General features: G+C 77.3%; 19 protein-coding genes. 7 read left to right on the top strand and 12 right to left on the bottom strand.

All coding sequences use genetic code 11. The features are described 5' to 3' along the window. Window positions 1–98: 98 nt before the first annotated feature. Window positions 99–2612, top strand: coding sequence for an AAA family ATPase (locus OG617_RS29150; protein ID WP_405096124.1), 2514 nt, complete (start codon window positions 99–101; stop codon window positions 2610–2612). Between the two features lie 45 nt (window positions 2613–2657). Here OG617_RS29150 and OG617_RS29145 read toward each other — a convergent pair whose 3' ends face one another. Further along, window positions 2658–3224 (bottom strand): dienelactone hydrolase family protein, encoded by a 567-nt coding sequence (locus tag OG617_RS29145; protein WP_405096123.1) that lies wholly within the window; start codon window positions 3222–3224, stop codon window positions 2658–2660. Window positions 3225–3429: 205 nt separating this feature from the next. On the opposite strand from OG617_RS29145, the gene OG617_RS29140 reads away from it, so the two are divergent. Next, window positions 3430–4611 (top strand): hypothetical protein, encoded by a 1182-nt coding sequence (locus OG617_RS29140; protein ID WP_405096122.1) that lies wholly within the window; start codon window positions 3430–3432, stop codon window positions 4609–4611. Window positions 4612–4661: 50 nt separating this feature from the next. Here OG617_RS29140 and OG617_RS29135 read toward each other — a convergent pair whose 3' ends face one another. Next, window positions 4662–5633: a zinc-binding dehydrogenase gene (locus tag OG617_RS29135; RefSeq protein WP_405096121.1), complete on the bottom strand. Its 972-nt coding sequence runs from the start codon at window positions 5631–5633 to the stop codon at window positions 4662–4664. 332 nt (window positions 5634–5965) lie between these two features. Here OG617_RS29135 and OG617_RS29130 point away from each other — a divergent pair, with 332 nt between their 5' ends. The 3 genes from OG617_RS29130 (at window position 5966) to crcB (ending at window position 7832) form a co-directional block, all read left to right on the top strand. Then, the gene (locus tag OG617_RS29130; protein WP_405096120.1) at window positions 5966–6748 is read left to right on the top strand and encodes a class I SAM-dependent methyltransferase; all 783 of its coding nucleotides are present in this window, start codon (window positions 5966–5968) and stop codon (window positions 6746–6748) included. Window positions 6749–6897: 149 nt separating this feature from the next. After that, on the top strand, window positions 6898–7473 hold the full coding sequence (locus OG617_RS29125; protein WP_405096119.1) for a FluC/FEX family fluoride channel: 576 nt from the start codon (window positions 6898–6900) through the stop codon (window positions 7471–7473). Further along, on the top strand, window positions 7470–7832 hold the full coding sequence (gene crcB / locus OG617_RS29120; RefSeq protein ID WP_396678797.1) for a fluoride efflux transporter CrcB: 363 nt from the start codon (window positions 7470–7472) through the stop codon (window positions 7830–7832). The genes OG617_RS29125 and crcB overlap by 4 nt, the downstream gene beginning before the upstream one ends. 63 nt (window positions 7833–7895) lie before the next feature. Here the strand turns inward: crcB and OG617_RS29115 are convergent, their stop codons facing one another. After that, the gene (locus OG617_RS29115) at window positions 7896–8231 is read right to left on the bottom strand and encodes a hypothetical protein (RefSeq protein ID WP_405096118.1); all 336 of its coding nucleotides are present in this window, start codon (window positions 8229–8231) and stop codon (window positions 7896–7898) included. Between the two features lie 221 nt (window positions 8232–8452). After that, entirely contained in the window at window positions 8453–9703 is a 1251-nt protein-coding gene (locus OG617_RS29110; protein WP_405096117.1) for an MFS transporter, read from the bottom strand. 164 nt (window positions 9704–9867) lie between these two features. Here OG617_RS29110 and OG617_RS29105 point away from each other — a divergent pair, with 164 nt between their 5' ends. Next, entirely contained in the window at window positions 9868–10584 is a 717-nt protein-coding gene (locus OG617_RS29105; RefSeq protein ID WP_405096116.1) for an alpha/beta hydrolase, read from the top strand. Between the two features lie 45 nt (window positions 10585–10629). Here the strand turns inward: OG617_RS29105 and OG617_RS29100 are convergent, their stop codons facing one another. The 4 genes from OG617_RS29100 to OG617_RS29085 all read right to left on the bottom strand — a co-directional run bounded on the left by OG617_RS29100 (window position 10630) and on the right by OG617_RS29085 (window position 14979). Then, the gene (locus OG617_RS29100; protein ID WP_405096115.1) at window positions 10630–11754 is read right to left on the bottom strand and encodes an FUSC family protein; all 1125 of its coding nucleotides are present in this window, start codon (window positions 11752–11754) and stop codon (window positions 10630–10632) included. An 86-nt stretch (window positions 11755–11840) separates the two neighbouring features. Beyond that, window positions 11841–12686, bottom strand: coding sequence for a sugar phosphate isomerase/epimerase family protein (locus OG617_RS29095; RefSeq protein WP_405096114.1), 846 nt, complete (start codon window positions 12684–12686; stop codon window positions 11841–11843). After that, window positions 12683–13834, bottom strand: a complete 1152-nt coding sequence (locus OG617_RS29090; RefSeq protein WP_405096113.1) for a dihydrodipicolinate synthase family protein — start codon at window positions 13832–13834, stop codon at window positions 12683–12685. The genes OG617_RS29095 and OG617_RS29090 overlap by 4 nt, the downstream gene beginning before the upstream one ends. After that, on the bottom strand, window positions 13831–14979 hold the full coding sequence (locus OG617_RS29085) for a Gfo/Idh/MocA family protein (RefSeq protein WP_405096112.1): 1149 nt from the start codon (window positions 14977–14979) through the stop codon (window positions 13831–13833). The genes OG617_RS29090 and OG617_RS29085 overlap by 4 nt, the downstream gene beginning before the upstream one ends. A gap of 188 nt (window positions 14980–15167) precedes the next feature. On the opposite strand from OG617_RS29085, the gene OG617_RS29080 reads away from it, so the two are divergent. Next, the gene (locus OG617_RS29080) at window positions 15168–16184 is read left to right on the top strand and encodes a LacI family DNA-binding transcriptional regulator (RefSeq protein ID WP_405096111.1); all 1017 of its coding nucleotides are present in this window, start codon (window positions 15168–15170) and stop codon (window positions 16182–16184) included. Window positions 16185–16191: 7 nt separating this feature from the next. Here OG617_RS29080 and OG617_RS29075 read toward each other — a convergent pair whose 3' ends face one another. From OG617_RS29075 to OG617_RS29060, 4 genes are read right to left on the bottom strand one after another with little or no spacing between them, the layout of a single operon-like run. Beyond that, entirely contained in the window at window positions 16192–16818 is a 627-nt protein-coding gene (locus OG617_RS29075; protein WP_405096110.1) for a bifunctional 4-hydroxy-2-oxoglutarate aldolase/2-dehydro-3-deoxy-phosphogluconate aldolase, read from the bottom strand. Beyond that, window positions 16818–17975 (bottom strand): sugar kinase, encoded by a 1158-nt coding sequence (locus tag OG617_RS29070; RefSeq protein WP_405096109.1) that lies wholly within the window; start codon window positions 17973–17975, stop codon window positions 16818–16820. Before OG617_RS29070 ends, OG617_RS29075 begins: the two co-directional genes overlap by 1 nt. After that, window positions 17972–19039 (bottom strand): PmoA family protein, encoded by a 1068-nt coding sequence (locus OG617_RS29065; RefSeq protein WP_405096108.1) that lies wholly within the window; start codon window positions 19037–19039, stop codon window positions 17972–17974. The genes OG617_RS29070 and OG617_RS29065 overlap by 4 nt, the downstream gene beginning before the upstream one ends. Beyond that, on the bottom strand, window positions 19036–19644 hold the full coding sequence (locus OG617_RS29060) for a hypothetical protein (RefSeq protein WP_405096107.1): 609 nt from the start codon (window positions 19642–19644) through the stop codon (window positions 19036–19038). Before OG617_RS29060 ends, OG617_RS29065 begins: the two co-directional genes overlap by 4 nt.

Genomic DNA, 19644 nt, shown 5'->3' with positions numbered 1-19644 from the left:
CGGGGGGCCGACATACGTCGTTCTGCCGATCCCCCGACCTGCCGGTGGTGGGAGTCTCCAGAGGTCGTCAGGCACCAAACGGGGGGAAGGACGGTGCGATGCTTATGTCCACGATCGTCACAGAAGCGCAGGTCACGGCACCGGCGGACTGGCCCGTGCCGGAGGAGCGGCGGACGGTCAGCGTGCTCTTCGCCGACATCGTCGGCTCGACCGCGCTGGTCGACCGGCTCGACCCAGAGGAGGTCCGGGCGCTGCAACGCGCGTACTTCGACACCGTCGCCGGGGTGCTGGCCCGATGGGGCGGCGTGGTCGAGAAGTACATCGGCGACGCCGTGATGGCCCTGTTCGGGGCGCGGGAGTCCGACGGCTTCGACGCGTACCGGGCGGTGCGGGCCGGGCTGGAGATCCAGCGCGCGCTGGACGGGCGGACGCTGCCCGGCGCGGCAGCCCTGCGTACCCGGGTCGGGGTCGCCACCGGCGAGGCGCTGGTGGACGTCGCCGCGTTGCGCGACGGCGCGCACGGCACGGCCAGCGGCGCGGTGATCACCGCCGCCGCCCGCCTCCAGGAGCACGCCCCGCCCGGCGCCGTCGTCGTCTGCGCGGCAACCCGCCGCGCCACCGGCGGCCTGATCGCCCACCGCGCGCTCCCCCCGCTGACCGTCGCCGGCAAGCCACTGCCGATGGACGTCTCGATCGCCGCCGGCGTGGCCCGCCCCGAGCCGGCCGGCCACCACGGCCGGCTGGTCGGCCGCCGTCGCCAGCTGGCAGGCGCGCGGGACCAGGTGCTGCGGGCGGTACGCGAGCACAGCCCGCGCTGGGTGTCGCTGGTCGGCCCGGCCGGCAGCGGGCGCAGCCGGATGCTGCACGAGCTGCGCCGGGCCGTCGACGCCTCCGACGGGACCCCGGTGCGCTGGTACGTGGTCGCCTGCCCGCCGTTCCCGGAGCGGCCGATGGAACCCGTGGCCGACCTGCTGCGCGCGTTCGCCGACGTACGCGCCGAGGACCCGCCGGCGACCGTCCGCCGACAGCTGCTGGCGGCGACGGACGGCCTGGTGCCACCGGTACGGGCGCTGTCCACGGCCGTCGCCCTGGAGGGGCTGCTGGACGGGTCGTTCCCGGCCGGCGCGATGGTCTGGCAGCGGCTGCTGCTGTGTCAGGCCGCCGTGCAGCCCCTGGTGGTGGCGGTGGACGACCTGGACCGCGCCGCCCCGGCGGTGACCCGGTTCCTTCGCGGCCTGATCGCGGCGGCCGTCGTGCGTCGACTGCCGTTGGCGGTGGTGACCACCCACCGTCCGGAGTTGGCCGACACCCGGCCAGGGCCGGACGGCCGGCGTGCCGAGGTGCCGCTGCCGCCGCTGTCCCAGGTGGAGACCGGACGGCTGCTGCGTCAACTGCTCGCCCGGGCCGGTCAGCCGACGGCGCTGGCAACGCGGCTGCTGCCCCTGGTCGGCGGCCTGCCCGGGACCGCCGAGGCGTACGCGCGGCGGATCCCCGAGGGGGCGGACCCGGCGGCGGCGCTGCCGGACCGGGTGCGCGCGAGCGCGGCTGCCCGGCTGGACGCCTGCGACGGCGCGGAGCGCGCCGCGACGATGGTGGTCGCCGCGCTGGGGCCGTCGGTCCCCGCGGCGACGGTGGACCGGGCGATCGGCTGGGCGCCGGGGCGGGCCGAGCCGGTCCTGCGCCGGCTCGCCGTACGCGGCCTGCTGCAGCGCGCGGCCCGGGACGGCTACCGCGTCGCCGATCCGGCGCTGCGCCGGGTCGCGCACGACCGGCTGCCCAGGTCGGTACGGACCGAGATCGCCCGGCGGGTCGACCTGACGGCCCCGGTCGGGCCGCACCTGGCGCCGCTGCCGATCAGCGCTGCCCTGGATTGCCCGGCGAACCCGGCGCGACCGAACGACACGACCCTGCGCTACCCGGCGCGACCGGCCGGCGCGGACCTGCGCTACCCGAGCGGCGCGTCCCTGCCTCGCCGCCGGGGCGGCCCGCCGGTGCGGACGCAAGCCGTCCCTCGGGCCCTGACCGCGCTGTCCGGCCCCACCGTGGCTGCCCGTCCCACGCCCGCCGATCCCGCCCTGGGTGCGCCACGCCCCACGCCCACCGGCCCGTCCGAGGGCCCACGCCTCACGATCGCCGTTCCACCCACCACGGCGGGGACCCCGCGGCTCGCGATCGCCCGTCTTCCCACACCCGGTTCCCGCACGTCGGGCGGCCCTGCCACGCCGGCCGGCCGGCCCGCATGGGAGATCCGGCGCGGGCCGGGAGACATCGGGTCGGCCCGAACCGGTTCCGGCGGCGCCGACGGGACCCGTGCCCGGTGGGCGGCGGTCGTCCGCCTACGCGAGCGGGCAGCGCCGCCGCCGGCACCCGACGGGGCGGTCACGTCGGTAGGTTTGGTGGGCCCGACAGGGAAGGCCGGCGGGACCAGGACCACCAGGACCGGGAGCGGGGCCGGGCCGGGCGGCCGGCCGACGCCGGGCGGCACGGCGACCGGACAGGCGGCAACGGTTCGGGCGGCGGGCCGGGCCGTGGCGGTCGGGGTGACGGGCCTGACGGGGGCCGACCGCCCGGCCACCGGGACCGGCCCGGCCCGACTGGCCGCAGCCGCCTGACAACCGACGCCGACCGAACGGGGCGGGGTCAGCCGGGCGTGCGCGTCAGCGGCCGTCGAGGAAGGCGAGCACGCGTTCCCAGGTCAGCTCGGCGGCGGCCGGGTCGTGATCAGGGACGTCCGCGTCGGTGAAGAGGTGACCCGGGCCCGGGTAGCGGTACACCGACAGGTCGGCACCCGCGGCGGTCATCGCCCGCTGCCACGCGTCGACCTCGTCCTGCGGCTCGTACTCGTCGGGGTCGGCGAGGTGCAACTGCACCGGCAGGCCCGGCCGGACCGTCTCCGGCGGGCCGGCGATGCCGTGCAGCAGGAGCAGGGCGGCGGCGTCGGGACGCTCGGCGAGCAGTTCGGCGGCCACCCAGACGCCGAAGGAGAAGCCGGCCAGGACCGTGTCGGGCGGCAGGTCGGCCACGGCAGCCCGGGCCCGGCCGAGCACCGTCCGCTTGCCGATCTTGTCGAGCAGGGCGAACCCCGCCTCGACGGTGTCGGTGGCGGGCTCCCCGTACAGGTCGGGGGCGACGACCTGGTGCCCGGCCGCGCGGAGCCGGTCGGCGGCGGCGAGCACGGCCGGGCGCAGGCCGTAGACGGAGTGGAACAACGCGATCTGACTCATCCCGTCATCGTGGCGCGGGGGTCCGACAGCCGCCGACGGTGGGCGGTGCCCGCCGGCCTCCGGGCGGCCTGCGTGCCGTACGCGCCCCTACCGGTTGTTCCACCAGGTGGACGCGGGCGACCCGCCAGGAGCCCGACGATCCCACCACATCACACAACGGAGTCGCACAATGACATCGAGTTACCGACCTCCGAGAGGACCACCGATGACGAGCAGCGGAGTCCGCCACGAGCCATCCCCGTCCACCCCTGCGGCCGTCCCCCGGGTGCCGCCGGCCACCCGCCGGGAGGACCTGGTCACCGTCCTGTTCGGCGCATGCCTGACGGCCGGGGCGATGTCCGACGGCTGGGCGCACAGCAACATCGTCGAGACCATCGAGGGGTTCTTCACCCCGTGGCACGGCCTGCTCTACGCGGGCTTCGTCGCCACCGCGGCGTGGACGTTCTGGCTGGCGTACCAGCGGCGCGACGCGGCGCCCCGGTGGTGGCGGGACGCCTTCCCGGCCGGTTACCGGGTCGGGGCGATCGGGGCGGTGGTCTTCCTGCTCGCCGGCCTGGCCGACATGGCCTGGCACGAGATCCTCGGGGTGGAGGTGGGCCTGGACGCCGAGTTCAGCCCGAGCCACCTGCTGCTGGACGCGTCGGCGGTGCTGCTGCTGACCAGCCCGCTACGGTCCTGGTGGGCCAGCGGGGAACGCGGCGGACGATCAGCGACGGGGGTGGCGTCCCTGGCCCTGGGCGTGATGGCGCCGTCGATCCTGCTCACCTACGCGTCGGCATTCCTCACCCTGGCGCCGACCCGGGCGATCGGCGCCGTCGGGACGCAGCAGGCGGCGATCCTCGGCGTCGACGCGTACTTGATCACCACGCTGGTGCTGGTCGGACCGTTCCTGTTCGCCCACCGGAGGCGGGCCACCCCTGGGGCGGCCGCCGCCCTGGCGGCCGGGGTGGCGCTGTTCGACATGGTGATGCACGAGTTCCCGACACCGCAGGCGTGGGCCGCCCTCGGGGCGGTCTGCGGCGCCGGCCTCGCCGACGTGCTGCTGCTCCGGCTGGACGCGATCCGTGGGCGGGACGCCGCGCTGCGACTGCCGATCGCCGGCGCCCTGCTCGCCGGGCTGGTGGTCGCCGGGCACCTGGCGGGGCTCGCGCTGACCGCCGGGATCGGCTGGACGCCGGAGGTGACCAGCGGCGTCGTCACCCTCGCCGCGCTCCTCGGCGCCCTGCTCGGCGGCCTGGCCGCCCGGCCGGCCCCGGCCCCGGCCGATCCGGCCCGGATCCCGCCTCCGGCCGGGCCGGCCCGAATCCCGGCCCCGGCCGGGCCGGCCAGTGCGGCCCCGGTGGTCGCCGACCCCGTCCCGCCGGCCCCGGCCGACCCGGGTCGCTGACCGGCGGCCGGCCGGGGCGTCGGTCCCCGGCCGGCCGCGGTCCGTCCGGGTCAGACGGAAAGCAACGTCTTGCCGACCGTCTCCCGGTCCTCGATGGCCCGATGCGCGTCGGCGGCGCGGTCCAGCGGGAACGTCTGCCCCACCAGCGGCGTCACCCGGCCGGCCGCGACGGCGTCCAGCGCCGCCAGCAGGTGGCGCCGTCGGGCCTGCGCCGTGAGGGCCCGCAGGTCCCCGATGCCGGTGACCGCCACGCCCCGGTCACGGGCCGACGCGGGGTCCGGCACGGCGAAGCCACCGGCCGGAGCGCCGTACGCGCACGTCCGGCCGCCGGGCACGACCAGGTCGAACGCGGCCCGGCCGTACGCCCCGCCGGCGCCGTCGAGGAGGATGTCGACGCCGCCGAGTACGGTGCGTACCCGATCGGTCCAGTCCGGGGCCGCGTAGTCCACGATCTCCTCGGCGCCGAGCCGGCGCAGCGCGTCCCGCTTGGTCGCGCCGCGCGCCGCGCCGACCACCCGGGCGCCTGCGGCGTGTGCCGCCTGGAGCAGCACCGCCCCCGCTCCCCCGGCGGCTGCGGTGATCAGCACCCGCTCGCCGGCCCGGACGCCGCCGACCAGGTCGAGCACGGCGAACGCGGTGAGTCCGTCGGTCAACAGGGCGGCGGCGTCTCGCAGCGACACCGTCGGGGGCACGGCGAAGAGGTCGTCGACCGGCACCAGGGCCCGGTCCAGGTAACCGCCCCCCGGCCCGGTCCGCGTGACCACCCGCCGGCCGACCCAGGCGGGATCGACGCCGGCACCCACCGTGGCGACCGTCCCGGCCACCCCCGAGCCGGGCCGGTACGGAGGCCGGTCCGGGAACCACGCCCCGGCCCGGCCCGCGCGGATCGCCGTGTCGATCCACAGCACGTTCGCGTAGGCCACCTCGACCACCGCCTCGCCCGGGCCCGGCGACGGGTCCGGCACCTCGGTCAGCGCCAGCACCTCCGGTCCACCGAACCGGGTCACCTCGATCACTCTCATGCCGTACCTCCGTGTGACTCGCCCTTACCAACCAGGCTCGGAGATGAAGCGGCGTTGAGGTCAACCAGCGGCGGGAGCGACGTGGGTCACGGGCTCTCGGGGTCGAGCCGCCGCTCGCGCAGCAGCGCGCCGGAGAAATTCCGACTGCCGGCCCGGCGGGACGGGCGGGACGGGGGCGACGGGGGCGACGTCCCGGGCGGGGATGGAACCGCCACCGCCCGGGACACCCACGCCGGCCACCCGGCGATCATCGCAATGCCATCGTCCAGCAAATGCCAATAGTTTGCAACAAGGTCTGGACTTGCATCGGTGGCGTAACTAGCCTGCTCGATATGACTCCTTACATTGTCGAGGCTGCGGACCGGCTCGCCGGCACGGCGACGGCCTTTCAGGAAAGCTGGGACCGGCAGCAGGAGGCGTTCCTGCCGGACCGGGAGGAACGCCTCGCGGCCATGCTCGACGCCGTCGACGCGATCACCGACGGGGACGCGCCCCGCCTGCTCGACCTCGCCGGGGGCACCGGCACCATCTCCCTGCGGGCGCTGGCCCGTTTCCCCCGGGCCGAGGTGACCCTGGTCGACCTCGACCCGGCGCTGCTGGCCCTGGCCGGCGCGTCGCTGCGCGACCGGGCGAGGGTGCTGGTCGCCGACCTGAGCCGCCCCGACTGGCCCGACCGGCTGCCGCACCGCGACTTCGACGCGGTGCTCACCGCCACCGCCCTGCACTGGCTGCCGGCCGACCGGCTCACCGACCTCTACGGAGAGATCCGGGACCTGCTGCGTCCGGGCGGGCTCTTCGTCAACGCCGACCGGATGCCCGACGACGCGCTGCCGGGGCTGACCGACAGGCTGACCGCCCGGGCCCGCGAGCGCCGGGCCGCCCGGTACGCCGCCGGGGCGGCCCTGTCCTGGCCCGACTGGTGGCAGCGGGCCGGCGCGGACCCGGTGCTCGGCCCACTGGTCGCGCGGCGCCACGAGATCTACCCGACCGGGCACAGCCCCGAGTGGAACCCCCCGGTCTCCTGGCACCTCGACACGCTGACCGCCGCCGGCTTCGCCGAGGTCGGCACGTTGTGGCGGGGCGGCGCCGACGCGGCGGTGGCCGCCGTCCGCTGACCGGACGCGCCACCTGCGTCGCGGCGGCCGGTGGGCCCGCCGACGATAGGCTCGTCCCGGCGAAGCCACGAGGGGCCGCCGCCGGGCACCCGTCAGGACGCGCGCCGGAGGGTTCCCGCCGGCGGCGGACGTGCTGGTGGGAGGGCGAGGTGACCGGAGCGGACCCGCGCCGGGTCGATCCCGACGTCGACCTGCGCGTACCCGGGGACCGGGGCGAACTGCGGGCGCGCCCGGCGGCGGTGCTCGGCGTGATCGCGGCGGGCGGCGTGCTCGGCGCGCTGGCCCGCGCGGGGCTCCAGACCGCCTTCCCGCACCGGCCCACCGGCTTCCCGTGGGCGACGTTCGCCGTCAACGTGACCGGATGCCTGCTGATCGGGGCGCTGATGGCGGTGGTCGCCGCCGGGCGGACCCGGCCGCTCACCCGGCCCTTCCTCGGCGTCGGCGTGCTGGGCGGGTTCACCACCTTCTCCACGTACGCGGTAGACGTGCGGCTGGCGGTGGCCGCCGGGGCGGCCGGCACCGCACTGGCGTACCTGGTCGCCACCCTGGTGGGGGCGCTGGTCGCGGTGTGGCTCGGCGACGCCGCCGCCGGCCGGTTCCTGCACCGCGCGGCCCGCGCCGCCCCGGCAGCGGCGGGCGGCGGCCGGCCGGGGGCGGGCGGTTCCCGGGAGGCGGGTGGGCCGGCCCCGACCGGCCGGGCCGACGAGAATCGGGAGGCCCGGTGACGGTCCTGCTGATCGCCCTCGGCGCGGCCGTCGGGGCGCCGCTGCGCTACCTCACCGACCGGGCCGTGCAGTCCCGGCACGGCTCGTCGTTCCCGTGGGGCACCCTGACCGTGAACGTGCTCGGCTCGCTGCTGCTCGGCGCCCTGGTCGCCGCGCCGGTCGGGCCGGACGTCGCCGCGCTGCTCGGCACCGGCTTCTGCGGTGCGCTCACCACCTACTCGACCTTCGGCTACGAGACGCTGCGGCTGGCCCGCGACAAGTCCCCGTGGACCGCCCTGGCCAACGCGCTGACCAGCGTGGCCGCCGGGCTGGCCGCGGCGTCGCTCGGCTACGCGGTGACCCGTGCGCTGAGCGGATGACCCACGCGCCGAACGGATGACCCGGTCCCGGTGTTTCGTGGGGGCGACGCCGCCTGCCCGGGGTCAGCGCACCCGGCGCTCGGGGTGCGCCCGGTTCCAGGCCCGCATCCGCTCCGGGTACCCGGTGCGGGCGGCCTCGTACAGGGGCACCGCGTGCCGTTGGGCGATCTTCGCGGCGGCCCGGGGCGAACCGGTCCGCCGCCGGATCCACTCCCCGTCGTGGGCGATCGCCACCACCGTGGTGTCGGTCGCGGTGGTCTCCGGCTCGAGGTAGAACTCCACACCCCGGCGACTGGCCACGAACGCCTCCAGGGCGGCGAGGTCGTCGGGCGTCGCCTCCCGGTCGAGTTTCGTCGGGACCCCGTCGACGGCGCGCTGTCGGCGGCTGAACCAGCCCATGCCCGGCTCCTCTCCTCGGCGTCCCACCAGTGGAGCACCCCCGCCTGGCAGCCGGCTGGACGCGGGGTGAGAGGAACCTGACCACGGGCCGGCGGGCCGTACGCTCGCCCGGTGACCGGCGTCGGCGGCCCGGCGGCGGCCCGGCGGACCCGGCGACCTCCGGCGGCGGGGACGGCGGCCCGGCGTTCGCTCGGCACCCCCGGGGCGCCGAGCGGGGTGGGTCAGCGGGTGGGCCGGGAGCCGGCCAGCGGCCGGATCACCGGGACCAGGGCGAGGGCTGGCAGCAGCAGGAGCGGCACCACGATCAGGGCGCGCAACGTGCCCACCTGGTCGCCGAGCAGGCCCAGCAGCGGCGGACCCCCGAGGAACGCGGAGTAGCCGATCACCCCGACGACGCTGACCCGGGCCGGCGCCCGGTCCTCGTCGTCCGCGGCGGCGCTCAGCCCCACCGGGAAGCCGAGCGACGCGCCGAGCCCCCACAGCGCGACCCCGGCGATCGCGACCGGCCCGGAGCCGGCCAGCACGGCGAGGGTGGCGCCGACCCCGGCGCACAGGATCGTGCCGAGCAGCACCGGCACCCGGCCCCAACGGTCGAGCGCCACCGTGCCGGCGGTGCGGCCGACGGTCATGCCGACCACGAAGACGCCGAAGACGGCGGCGCCGGCGGCCTCGCTCAGCCCGTACCCGTCGACGAACGCCACCGCGAGCCAGTCGTTGGCGCTGCCCTCGGTGAACGCCATCACCAGCACAAACAGGCCGATGAGCAGGGTGCGCGGCTCCCGCCAGGCGGCGAGCAGCGAGCCTCGGCGCGCGGCGGCGGCGTCGCGGGCGGACCCCGGGTCGGCCCCGCCGGCCGCCAGGAAGGACCGGGCCCCGAGCAGCGTGCCGGCGAGCACGACCGCCGCCAGCACGGTCAGGTGCGCGGCGACCGGCACCCCGGCCCGGGCCGCCGCCGCGCCGAGCCCCGCGCCGGCCACCGAGCCGAGGCTCCACGCGGCGTGGAACCGGGGCAGGATCGTCCGGCCCAGCCGCCGTTCGACGGCCGTCCCCTCGATGTTCATCGCCACGTCGCAGGTGCCGGAGCCGTAGCCGAACAGGAACAGGCCGACGGCGACGCCGGGCAGGAACCCGGCGAACCCGGCGGACATCCCGGCCACCGTCATGCCGGCCGCCACCAGCAGGACGCTGACCGCCACCGTGCGGGTCGCGCCGAGGCGCTGGGTGACCAGCCCGGCGGTCGGCATCGCCAGCAGCGCGCCCACGGACATGGCGAGCAGCAGCAGCCCGAGCTGCCCGGCGCTGAGGCCCAGCGCCTCGCGGACCGCCGGCACCCGGGAGAACCAGGAGGCGACCGCGAGGCCGTTGAGGGCGAACACGGCCGCGACGCCGTTGCGGGCGGCCAGGACCGCGCGTGGTACGCCGGGAGGCGCGCTGCCCGGGCCGGCGGTCGGGGCGTCGGCGGTGCTGCTCACGGGGTGGTTTCCTCTCCGGGGGGTACGTCGCCCGAACATTGGACACCCCGGGGCGACAGCACCGCCTACTGGCCCCACCCCTTACCGGGATCCGGACCGGTTAACCGGCGGCGGACCGGGTATCCCGGCCCCGGCGACGACCGACGCGAGGCGGTGAGGACGACGTGACCGAGCCCGCGCCGCCACACCGGGAGCCGGCGCAGGACCACCGGCACGGCCGGCTGGCCGCCCGCCCGGCCCCACCGACCGGCCTGGCCCGGCGGGGACTGACGCCGGTGACCGGCCCCGGGGGCGAACCCCGGGCCCTGGTGTACGCCCCGGACGACGCCGACGAGCAGCCGTACCGGTTGGTGCTGCTGCTGCACGGTGCGGGCGGCTCGGCCCGGCAGGGCCTGGACCTGCTGCTGCCGCTGGCCGACACGCATCACCTGCTGCTCGTCGCGCCGCAGGCAACCGCCTCGACGTGGGACCTGATCACCGCGGGCTTCGGGCCGGACGTGCGCCGGATCGACGAGCTGCTGGAGACCGTCCTGTCCGCCCACCCGGTCGCCGACGTGGCGTTCGGCGGCTTCTCCGACGGCGCCTCGTACGCGCTGTCGCTGGGCCTGACCAACGGCGACCTGGTCCACGCGGTGCTGGCCTTCTCCCCCGGGTTCGCCGCGCCCCTGGTCACCCACGGTCGGCCGCGGGTGTTCGTCTCGCACGGCGCCGCCGACCGGGTGCTGCCGGTGGACGTGTGCAGCCGCCGGCTGGTGCCCCGGCTGCGCTCGCTCGGCTACCCGGTCGACTACGCGGAGTTCGCCGGCGGGCACGAGGTGCCGACGGAGCTGCGCCGCCGCGCGGCGGACTGGCTCGCCGCCCCCGCGCCCGGCCCGGCCTGACCGCCCGCGCCGACCCGACCACCACCCGCGCCCACGCCGGCCGGGTCACAGCGCCGGCAGGCCGAGCGCTTCGTCGACCCGCCCGAGGACGGTCGCGTCGTCGTCCACCCCGACCCCGCGCAGCAGGTCGATGGCGGTGGCCCGCACCGAGCCGACGATCATCGCCAGCGGCAGGGTCTGACCGGCGGTGAACAGCCGGCCGGCGCCCCGGACCGCCTCCAGCGCGACGGCCTCGGCGCGGGCGGCGTGCTCGTCGGCGACGGCGTCCCGGCCGTCCAGGTCGGCGGCGAACGCCTCCCCGGCGGCGTGCATCGCGTCGGCCAGCGAGCGGATGGCGACCCCCAGACCGGGCGGGACGGGGGTGGGCTGCCGGGTCAGGGTCACCCCGGCCCGGGCCAGGACCCGCACGTTACGCACCGCGTAGTCGATCTGCCCGATGGACACGTCGACCGAGCGCAGCCGGCCCAGGTGCCGGCGACGGCGTACGTGCAGGGTCACCGCCTCGCCGGCGGCGAGGACCCCCGTGCGCAGCCGCTCCACGGCGGCGTCCATCCCCCGGGCCCGGTCGAGGGCGGCCAGGGCTGCGGTGGGGTCGCGCTCGTCCAACGCGTCGGCGACCTCGCGCAGCAGCCCGGCGAGGTCCTCGAAGGTCTGCCGGAACTCGGCGACCAACGGGGCGAGCGGGTGCCGGGCGTCGACGAGCTGGCTGGCGACGAGGGCCACCGCCCCACCGATCAGCGCGTCGACGAACCGGAACGGGACCAGCGACTCGGTGGGCGGGGCGACCACCACCAGGTAGAGGGCCGACACGGCGGCCTGCACCACGGAGACGCTGCTCGCGCCGATCGCCACGGCCAGGACGATGGTCAGCAGGATGACCGTGAAGACCGTCCAGCTGGTGTGCGGCCCGAGGGCCTGCACCACCACGTCGGCGACGAGCACCCCGGCGGCGACGCCGAGCACCACCTCCACCGCCCGGCGCATCCGCTGCCCCCGGGCCTGCCCGAGGACGATCAGCGCGGCGGCCGGGGCGAAGAACGGCTGCGGGTGCCCGACCAGGCGGGTGGCCAGCACCCAGGCGACGGTGGCCGCCACGGTGCCCTCCACCACCGGCAGCCAGCCCTGCCGGACCCTGCCGGCGGCCTCCCGCAACCAGCCCCACCGCGCCATCGCCGCCTCCTCCGCCGTCGCACCGCCCCACCATGGTGCTCCCCGGCGGGCCCGGCCGCCGGGCCAGGGGCGGGGGCCGGGGTGGGTCAGCCGACGTGGGTCAGGTAGGCCGTGATCGCGGCGGCGAGGATGTCGGGGCCGGGCCGGGACCACAGGTCGGCGTGGAAGACCTCCACCTCGATCGCGCCCCGGTAGCCGGAGTCGTCGACGGCGTCCCGGAACCGGCGCAGGTCGATGCAGCCCTCCCCCGGCAGGGCCCGCCCGAGCAGCACGCCCTCGGGCAGCGGCGTGACCCAGTCCGCCACCTGGAACGCGGCGATCCGGTCCCCCGCCCGGGCGATCTGCCGGTACACGGTGTCGTCCCACCACAGGTGGTACGTGTCGACGACCACCCCGACGGTGCCCGGGTCGAACCGTTCGGCGATGTCGAGGGCCTGGCCCAGGGTGGCGATGACGCACCGGTCGGCGCAGAACATCGGGTGCAGCGGCTCGATCGCCAGCCGCACCCCGGCCGCGGCGGCGTGCGGGGCCAGCTCGCCGATGGCGTCGGCGACCCGCTCCCGGGCCCCGTCGACGTCCCGGCTGCCGGCCGGCAGCCCGCCGGAGACGAGCGCCAGCTCGGCGGTGCCGAGGGTGGCGGCCTCCTCGATCGCCCGCAGGTTCTCGTCACGCCAGCCGTCGGCGGTGAAGAACCCTCCCCGGCACAGCGAGGTGACCCTCAGCCCGGCGTCGCGGACCAGCCGGGCGGCCCTGGCCAGCCCGTACTCGCGCACCGGCTCCCGCCACAGCCCGACGCCCGGGACCCCGGCGGCCACGCAGCCGGCGACCAGCTCCGCCAGCCCCCATCCGGTGGCGGTGGCCTGGTTGAACGAGAACCGGGCCAGCCGGCCTGCGGCGGGGGCGGCCACCGCCGGCTCCTCGACGGCGGTCACTGGGCCACCCCGGCGACGGCGAGGTACGCCCGGGCGCGGGTGGCGGCCAGCTCCGCGTCGGGCAGCAGCCCGGCGGCGTCGGCGAGGGTGAGCAGCCGGGCCAGGTGGGCCGGTGACCGGCCGGCCTGCTGGCCGCCGACCATGGTGAAGTGGTCCTGGTGGCCGGTCAGCCAGGCCAGGAAGACGATGCCGGTCTTGTAGTGCCAGGTCGGCGCCGCGAACAGGTGCCGGGCCAGCGGCACCGTGGGGGCGAGGATCTCGTCGTACGCGGCGAGGTCGCCCCGGTCGAGGACGGCCAGCGCGGCGGCGGCGGCCGGGGCGATCGCGGCGAACACGCCGAGCAGGGCGTCGGAGTGGCCGGCCGCGTCGCCGCGGATCAGCTCCGGGTAGTGGAAGTCGTCGCCGGTGTAGAGGCGCACCCCGGCGGGCAGCCGGCGGCGCAGGGCCACCTCCCGGTCGGCGTCGAGCAGCGACACCTTGATCCCGTCCACCTTCTCGGCATGGTCTTTGATCAGGTCCAGCACCACGTCGGCGGCGAGGTCCAGGTCGGCCGAGCCCCAGTAGCCAGTCAGCGCCGGGTCGAACATGTCGCCGAGCCAGTGCAGCACCACCGGCTGGTCGGTGGCGGCCAGCAGGTGGGCGTACACCCGCTGGTAGTCCTCCGGGCCGCGGGCGGCGGCGGCCAGGTGCCGGCTGCACATCAGCACCGGCCGGACGCCGGCGGCCAGGACCTCGGTGAGCTGCTCGGTGTACGCGTCGCGAATCCGCTCGATGCTCGCCGGGCCGACGGGGAGCTGGTCGGTGGCGACCCCGGCGACGATCCGACCGCCGCACGCGCGGGCCTCGGCGGCGCTGCGTCGGATCAGCTCCCGGGTGGCCGGGGGGTCCAGCCCCATGCCGCGCTGCGCGGTGTCCATCGCCTCGGCCACGCCGAGCCCGTACGACCACAGGTGGCGGCGGAACGCCAGGGTGCGTTCCCAGTCGACGGCGGCCGGGGCGCCGGGAATGTTCTCGGCGCGCGGGTCGGCGACCACGTGCGCGGCGGCGTACGCGATGCGGGAGGTGGCCGGGGCGTCGGGGCGGGCGAAGCCGCCGGCGCCGGAGAGCCGGTGCCGGGTGCCGTCGGGGAGGGTGACCTCGGTGCTCACCGGCCCAGCTCCGGGATCTCGACGCGGCGGTGCTCGCGGGCGGAGCGCAGGCCCAGCTCGGCGAGCTGCACGCCGCGGGCGCCGGCCAGGAAGTCCCACGGAAACGGCTCGCCGGCCACCACGTGCCGCAGGAACGCCTCCCACTGCACCTTGAACCCGTTGTCGAACTCGTCGTTGTCCGGCACCTCGGTCCACTGCGAGCGGAAGTCCTCGCCGGAGGGCAGGTCCGGGTTCCAGACCGGCTTCGGGGTGACCGACCGGTGCTGGACGCGGCAGTTGCGCAGCCCGGCGACCGCGCTGCCCTCGGTGCCGTCCACCTGGAACTCGACCAGCTCGTCCCGGTTGACCCGGACGGTCCAGGAGGAGTTGAGCTGGGCGATGATCCCGCCGTCGAGCTCGAAGATGCCGTACGCGGCGTCGTCGGCGGTGGCCGGGTAGGGCCGCCCGGCCTCGTCGACGCGGCGCGGGATGTGTGTGGCGGTGACGCAGGAGACCGCGCGGACCGGGGCGAACAGCTCCTCCAGCACGTAGTGCCAGTGCGGGAACATGTCCATCACGATCCCGCCGCCGTCCTCGGCCCGGTAGTTCCAGGACGGGCGCTGGGCGGGCTGCCAGTCGCCCTCGAAGACCCAGTAGCCGAACTCGCCGCGCACGGAGAGGATGCGGCCGAAGAAGCCGCCGTCGATCAGCCGCTTGAGCTTGCGCAGGCCGGGCAGGAAGAGCTTGTCCTGCACCACGCCGGTACGCACGTTCGCCGCCTCGGCTGCCCGGGCCAGCTCCACCGCGGCGGCGCTGTCCTCCGCGAGGGGCTTCTCGGTGTAGATGTGCTTGCCGGCGTCGATCGCCTGGCGGACGGCCTTCTCCCGCTGCTGGGTGAGCTGGGCGTCGAAGTAGATCTCGATGTCGTCGCGGGCGAGCGCGGCGGTCAGGTCGGTGGTCCAGTCGGTCAGCCCGTGCCGCTCGGCGATGTCGCGCAGCCGGTTCTCGTTGCGGCCGACGAGGAACAGCTCGGGCCAGATCCGGGTGCCGTCCGCCAGCGGCACCCCGCCCTGCTCCCGGATGGCGAGCAGCGAACGGACGAGGTGCTGGCGGTAGCCCATCCGGCCGGTGACGCCGTTGACGATGATGCCGATCGGCCTGCGCATGTTCTCTTCCCTCTCCTCGGGCCGGCGCCCGGCTGGAGGGCAGGGGTCACCGACACGCCAGGCAAGCGCTTTCCTGAGAGCGTAGGGGCCGGCCGCATCGCGGGGCAAGGGCTTTCGGTGCCGCTGCGGTAACCTGTCCGCGACCGTGCGGGGCGGGACCGCCCGGGAGGACCACCAGGGGGCGGCGGATGGCGACGCTGGCCGATGTCGCGCGACGGGCGGGGGTCTCCCCCGCGACGGCGTCGCGGGTGATCAACGGCAGCAGCAAGCCGGTCGCCGAGGAGCTGCGCGAACGCGTGCTGCGCGCCGTCGCCGACCTGCGGTACGTGCCGAACGCGCACGCCCAGTTGCTGGCCCGGCCGCAGCGCAGCGTGGTCGGCGTCGTCGTGCACGACGTCTCGGACCCGTACTTCGCCGAGGTGACCCGGGGGCTGCAACGGGTGGCCATCGAGCGGGGCCGGCTGCTGATCATCTGCAACAGCTACCGCGACCCGATCCGCGAGCTGGAGTACGTCGAGCTGCTGCGCGGCCAGCAGGTCGCCGCCATCGTGCTGGCCGGTTCCGGCTACCACGACGCCGCGTTCACCACCCTGCTCAACGAGAAGCTGGCCGCGTACGAGGCGACGGGCGGGCGGGTCGCGGTGATCGGCCGGCACGACCACTTCGGCGATGCGGTGATGCCGGCCAACGACGCCGGCGGCGAGCTGATCGGCCGGGAGCTGCTGCGCCTCGGGCACCGGGAGATCGGGGTGGTCGCCGGCCCCCGGATCCTGACCACCATCACCGACCGGCTCACGGGGCTGCGCCGGGGGCTCGCCGGGGAGGGCGTGGAGCTGCCCGAGGAGCGGATCCGCTACGCCGACTTCGACCGCGACGGCGGGGCCCGGGCCACGGCCGAGCTGCTGGAGGCGACCCCCGGCCTCACCGCGCTGGTGGCGCTCAACGACTCGATGGCCGTCGGCGCGCTCGCCCTGCTGCGCTCGCGCGGCGTCCGGGTGCCCCGGGACGTCTCCGTCCTCGGCTTCGACGACATGCCGATCGCCGGCGACGTCACCCCGGCGCTGACCACGGTGCGGCTGCCCCTGGTCGAGCTGGGCGTCCGGGCGATGACCCTGGCCCTCGACCCGGCCGGCGGCCAGCCCCGCGTCGAGACGCTGCCGGCGGAGCTGGTCCGCCGGGGCAGCTCCGGCCCCGCCCCCGACTGAGCCCAGGTCAGCCGGGGCGGACAACGGTCTCCCCGCCGCCCCGGGCCAGCTCGGCGAGGCGGTCGATCTGGGCGGGGTCGGAGAGCGCGGACCCGACGGCCACCACCCTGACCCCGGCGGCCAGGAAGCCGGCCGCGTTGCCCGCGTCGATCCCGCCGGTGGCGACGAAACGCAGCTCGGGCAGGGGCCCGGCGACCGCCCTGAACCACTGCGGCCCGAGGCTGACCGCCGGAAACGCCTTGAGCCAGACCAGCCCGTGGTCGCGGGCCCGCTGGGCCTCGGTCGGCGTGGCCACCCCCGGCAGGTGGGGAATCCCGTGGCTGAGCGCGGCGTCGGCCACCGCGAGGTCGAGCCCGGGCGCGACGGTGAACGCGGCCCCCGCGCCGGCCGCCTGCCGCACCTGTGCCGGGTCGAACACGGTGCCCGCGCCGACGATCCGGTCCCGGTCCCGGCCGGCCTCCACGGCGACGCGCAGCGCGTCCATCGCCTCGGGGGTACGCACCGGCACCTCCACCACGTCGATGCCGAGATCCCAGGCCCGGTTCGCCAGCCGGACAGTCTCCTGCGGCGGCAGGTCTCGCAGGATCACCATGACCCGCGCGCCGTCGAAGATCGGGCCGAAGTCGTGCGCCATCACCGGCCGCTCCTTCCGTTCTCGGTGCCGGCCCAGCCGGTCTCCACGACTGCCGAGCCGGCGACGCCGGCCCCCGCTGTTCCGGAGCCGGCCGCGCCGGCCCCCACGGCTACCGCGTCGAGCCCTCCGGCTACCGCACCGGCCGCAGCCGGGACTGCGCTCCCGCCGTCGGCCGGGGCCGGGTCGACGAGGCCCGCCGCGACCAGGTCGAGCGCCGCCCAGCGGTCGGGGGGCAGCGCGACGGCGGCGTCGAGGTCCCGCCGGTCCGGCGACGGCGCGCAGTCCCCGGGCACCGCGAGGGCCCGGACCGCGACGAGGTGGCCACAGCGCAGCGCGGCGGTCGGGCCGAGCCCGCGCAGCAGGCCGGAGAGGTAACCGGCGGCGAACGCGTCCCCGGCGCCGACCGGCTCGACCACCGGCGCCCGCAGCGCCGGCACGAACACCCCCGGCCCGGCACGCGGCAAAGCGGTGGCGCCGACGGCACCGTCCTTCACCACCACCACCTGCGGGTGGGGCAGCAGGCGGCGCACGGCCTGCGGGTCGGTGCTCCCCCACAGCCGCTCGGCCTCGTCCAGGCCGACGAACACCACGTCGGCCCGGTCGGCGAGGTCGCGCAGCAGGTCGGCGGCCCGGTCGGCCGGCCAGAGCCGGGGCCGGTGGTTGACGTCGAAGCTGACCAGCGCGTCGCCGAGCGGCCGGCCGTCGACCGCGTGGGAGACCAGCGCCCGGCAGGACTCCGACAGCGCCGGGGTCACCCCGGACAGGTGCAGCAGCCGCGCGCCGGCCAGCCGGGGGTCGTCCAGCGCCTCCGGGCCCAGCCGGGACGCGGCCGAGCCGGCCCGGTAGTAGTGCACGCCGGTGGCGTCCGGCCGGGGGTCCTTGAAGTAGACGCCGGTCGGGGCGGCCGGGTCGACGGCGACCAGGTCGACGTCGACGCCCGCGTCGGCGACCTCGCGGGCCACCATCCGGCCGAACGGGTCGTCGCCGACCCGGCTCACCCAGGCGACGCGGTGGCCGAGGCCGGCCAGGCCGACCGCCACGTTGGACTCCGCCCCGCCGACGCCGAGCCGGACCCGGTCGGCGTGTTCCAGCGCCGCGTCGACCGGCGACAGCACCACCATCGTCTCGCCGACGGTGACCGCCTCCGGGCCGGTCATGCCCGCCCCGCCGGTGCGCCCTGGGCCGTCGGCTCACCCGGAGCCGCCAGCTCGCCAGGGGCCACCAGCTCCCCGAGGGCCGCCGGGCCCGCCGCGTCCGCGGCGGCGGCGAGGGCGGCGGTCGCGGCGCGGTCGAGGATCCCGTCCGCGACGGTGACGGTGTGCCGGCCAGGCCGGCTGGTCCCGGCCGGGACCACGGCCGGGGACTCGAACGCGAAGGCCACGCAGACCCCCGGGTACATCGCCGTCCGGACGAACCACCGGTCGCCCGGCCCGAGCCCGGTGAAGACCAGGGTGTACGCGCCGCCCCCCGGCCCGGTGCCGGCCAGCGCCACCCACGGCGCGCCGGAGCCGTTGACGGACTCCTCTCCGTCGGCCCACGCCGTGAAAGTACGGGGCGGCTCGGCGGCGACGGCCCGCCAGAAAAACCCGCCGTACCCGGCGCCGCCGGGGCGGCCGTTGGTGGCCGGGCTGCCGAGGGGGACGTCCCGGTCGGCGGGGGCGGTCAGCGCGTACCGCAGGTCCAGCCGCCACGCCCCGGGGGCGTCGGGCACGGGCACGGCGGCGAGCCGGCGGTGCTCGGTGAGCAACACCCCGCCGGCCGGATCGCGCCACTGGAGCCGGTGTTCCAGTACGTCGTCGGCCCGCTCGATCCAACCGGTGTGGACGATCCGACCGTGGTCGTCGCGCCAGGTGTAACCGGTGTCGCGCACGTAGGTGCGCCCGCCCCACAGGTTGGTGCCGGCGACGTCCTGCGCGGCCAGGGACGCGCCGAGGTGCCACACATGGTCCTCCGGCAGCGCGTCGGTGACGACCGTGCCGGCGAGGGTGCGCACCGGGTGCAGGTAGGGCCGGGGGCCGTGCCTCGCGTCGAGGTCCGGGGCGAGGACGTATCGGGCCACCTCGACGCCGCCGACCAGCAGTCGGGGATCGTCGCCGGAGTCGCCGGTCCGGCGGCCGGGCCGGTCTGCGGGGACGGCCTGAGTGCGGGGGTCGGACCGGGTGCGGGGGTCGAGCCGGGGGGCGGCCCCGTCGACCCGGGTGCGGGGGGCGTGGTCGGTCACGACGGCTCCACGGCGACGGCCGGGCGGCGGGCGACCGCGTGCAGTGCGGCCAGGGCGTACCCGGCGAGGATCGGCAGCGCGACCGGGATGACCAGCGCGGCGAGGAGCCCGGCCAGGCAGCACACTCCGCTGGCCGCCGCCCAGCCGGCCGGGCGGGCGACGCAGGAGCGGGCTGCGGTGCGGGCCGCGGGCCGCCAGCCCCGCCCGCCGGCCCGCCCGACCTCGACGACGACCAGCCCGGCGTACCCGGCCAGGGCCGCCGTGACCACGCCGGTGACCAGCAGGGCGGGTGCCCCGCCGGGGACCCGGCCGGTGGCCAGCGCCGCCAGGTCGGCCCCGAGCAGGACCGCGCCGGCCAGCCCGGCCAGGGTCACCGGCACGCCGGCCGGCAGCGCCCGGACGTACCGGCGCAGCGTGGTCCGCAGGTTCGGCCAGCCACCGTCGGTCACCCGGTCGTGCACGGCGGCGCTGGCGGCGGCGAGCGCGGCGCCGGCGGTCAGCACCGGCAGCGCGCCCGCCACCAGCAGGAACCCGACCAGCGCCAGGTCGGCGGCGTCCCGGACCACGTCCCGCCAGTCCCGGCGGGCCGGTCTGTCCCGCGTCAC

This window comes from Micromonospora sp. NBC_01412 (assembly GCF_045040215.1).
Taxonomy (GTDB): domain Bacteria; phylum Actinomycetota; class Actinomycetes; order Mycobacteriales; family Micromonosporaceae; genus Micromonospora; species Micromonospora rubida.
Note: the sequence above shows the minus strand (reverse complement) of the source record. Positions and strands in the feature narration are given on the sequence as shown.

Excerpts from the sequence above, each read along its gene's own strand:
- OG617_RS29145 (WP_405096123.1), bottom strand. The coding sequence starts at position 3,224 with ATGAGTCAGATCGCGTTGTTCCACTCCGTCTACGGCCTGCGCCCGGCC.
- OG617_RS29085 (WP_405096112.1), bottom strand. The coding sequence starts at position 14,979 with ATGCGCAGGCCGATCGGCATCATCGTCAACGGCGTCACCGGCCGGATG.
- OG617_RS29140 (WP_405096122.1), top strand. The coding sequence starts at position 3,430 with ATGACGAGCAGCGGAGTCCGCCACGAGCCATCCCCGTCCACCCCTGCG.
- OG617_RS29075 (WP_405096110.1), bottom strand. The coding sequence starts at position 16,818 with ATGGCGCACGACTTCGGCCCGATCTTCGACGGCGCGCGGGTCATGGTG.
- OG617_RS29115 (WP_405096118.1), bottom strand. The coding sequence starts at position 8,231 with ATGGGCTGGTTCAGCCGCCGACAGCGCGCCGTCGACGGGGTCCCGACG.
- OG617_RS29130 (WP_405096120.1), top strand. The coding sequence starts at position 5,966 with ATGACTCCTTACATTGTCGAGGCTGCGGACCGGCTCGCCGGCACGGCG.
- OG617_RS29150 (WP_405096124.1), top strand. The coding sequence starts at position 99 with ATGCTTATGTCCACGATCGTCACAGAAGCGCAGGTCACGGCACCGGCG.
- OG617_RS29070 (WP_405096109.1), bottom strand. The coding sequence starts at position 17,975 with ATGACCGGCCCGGAGGCGGTCACCGTCGGCGAGACGATGGTGGTGCTG.
- OG617_RS29080 (WP_405096111.1), top strand. The coding sequence starts at position 15,168 with ATGGCGACGCTGGCCGATGTCGCGCGACGGGCGGGGGTCTCCCCCGCG.
- OG617_RS29100 (WP_405096115.1), bottom strand. The coding sequence starts at position 11,754 with ATGGCGCGGTGGGGCTGGTTGCGGGAGGCCGCCGGCAGGGTCCGGCAG.
- OG617_RS29135 (WP_405096121.1), bottom strand. The coding sequence starts at position 5,633 with ATGAGAGTGATCGAGGTGACCCGGTTCGGTGGACCGGAGGTGCTGGCG.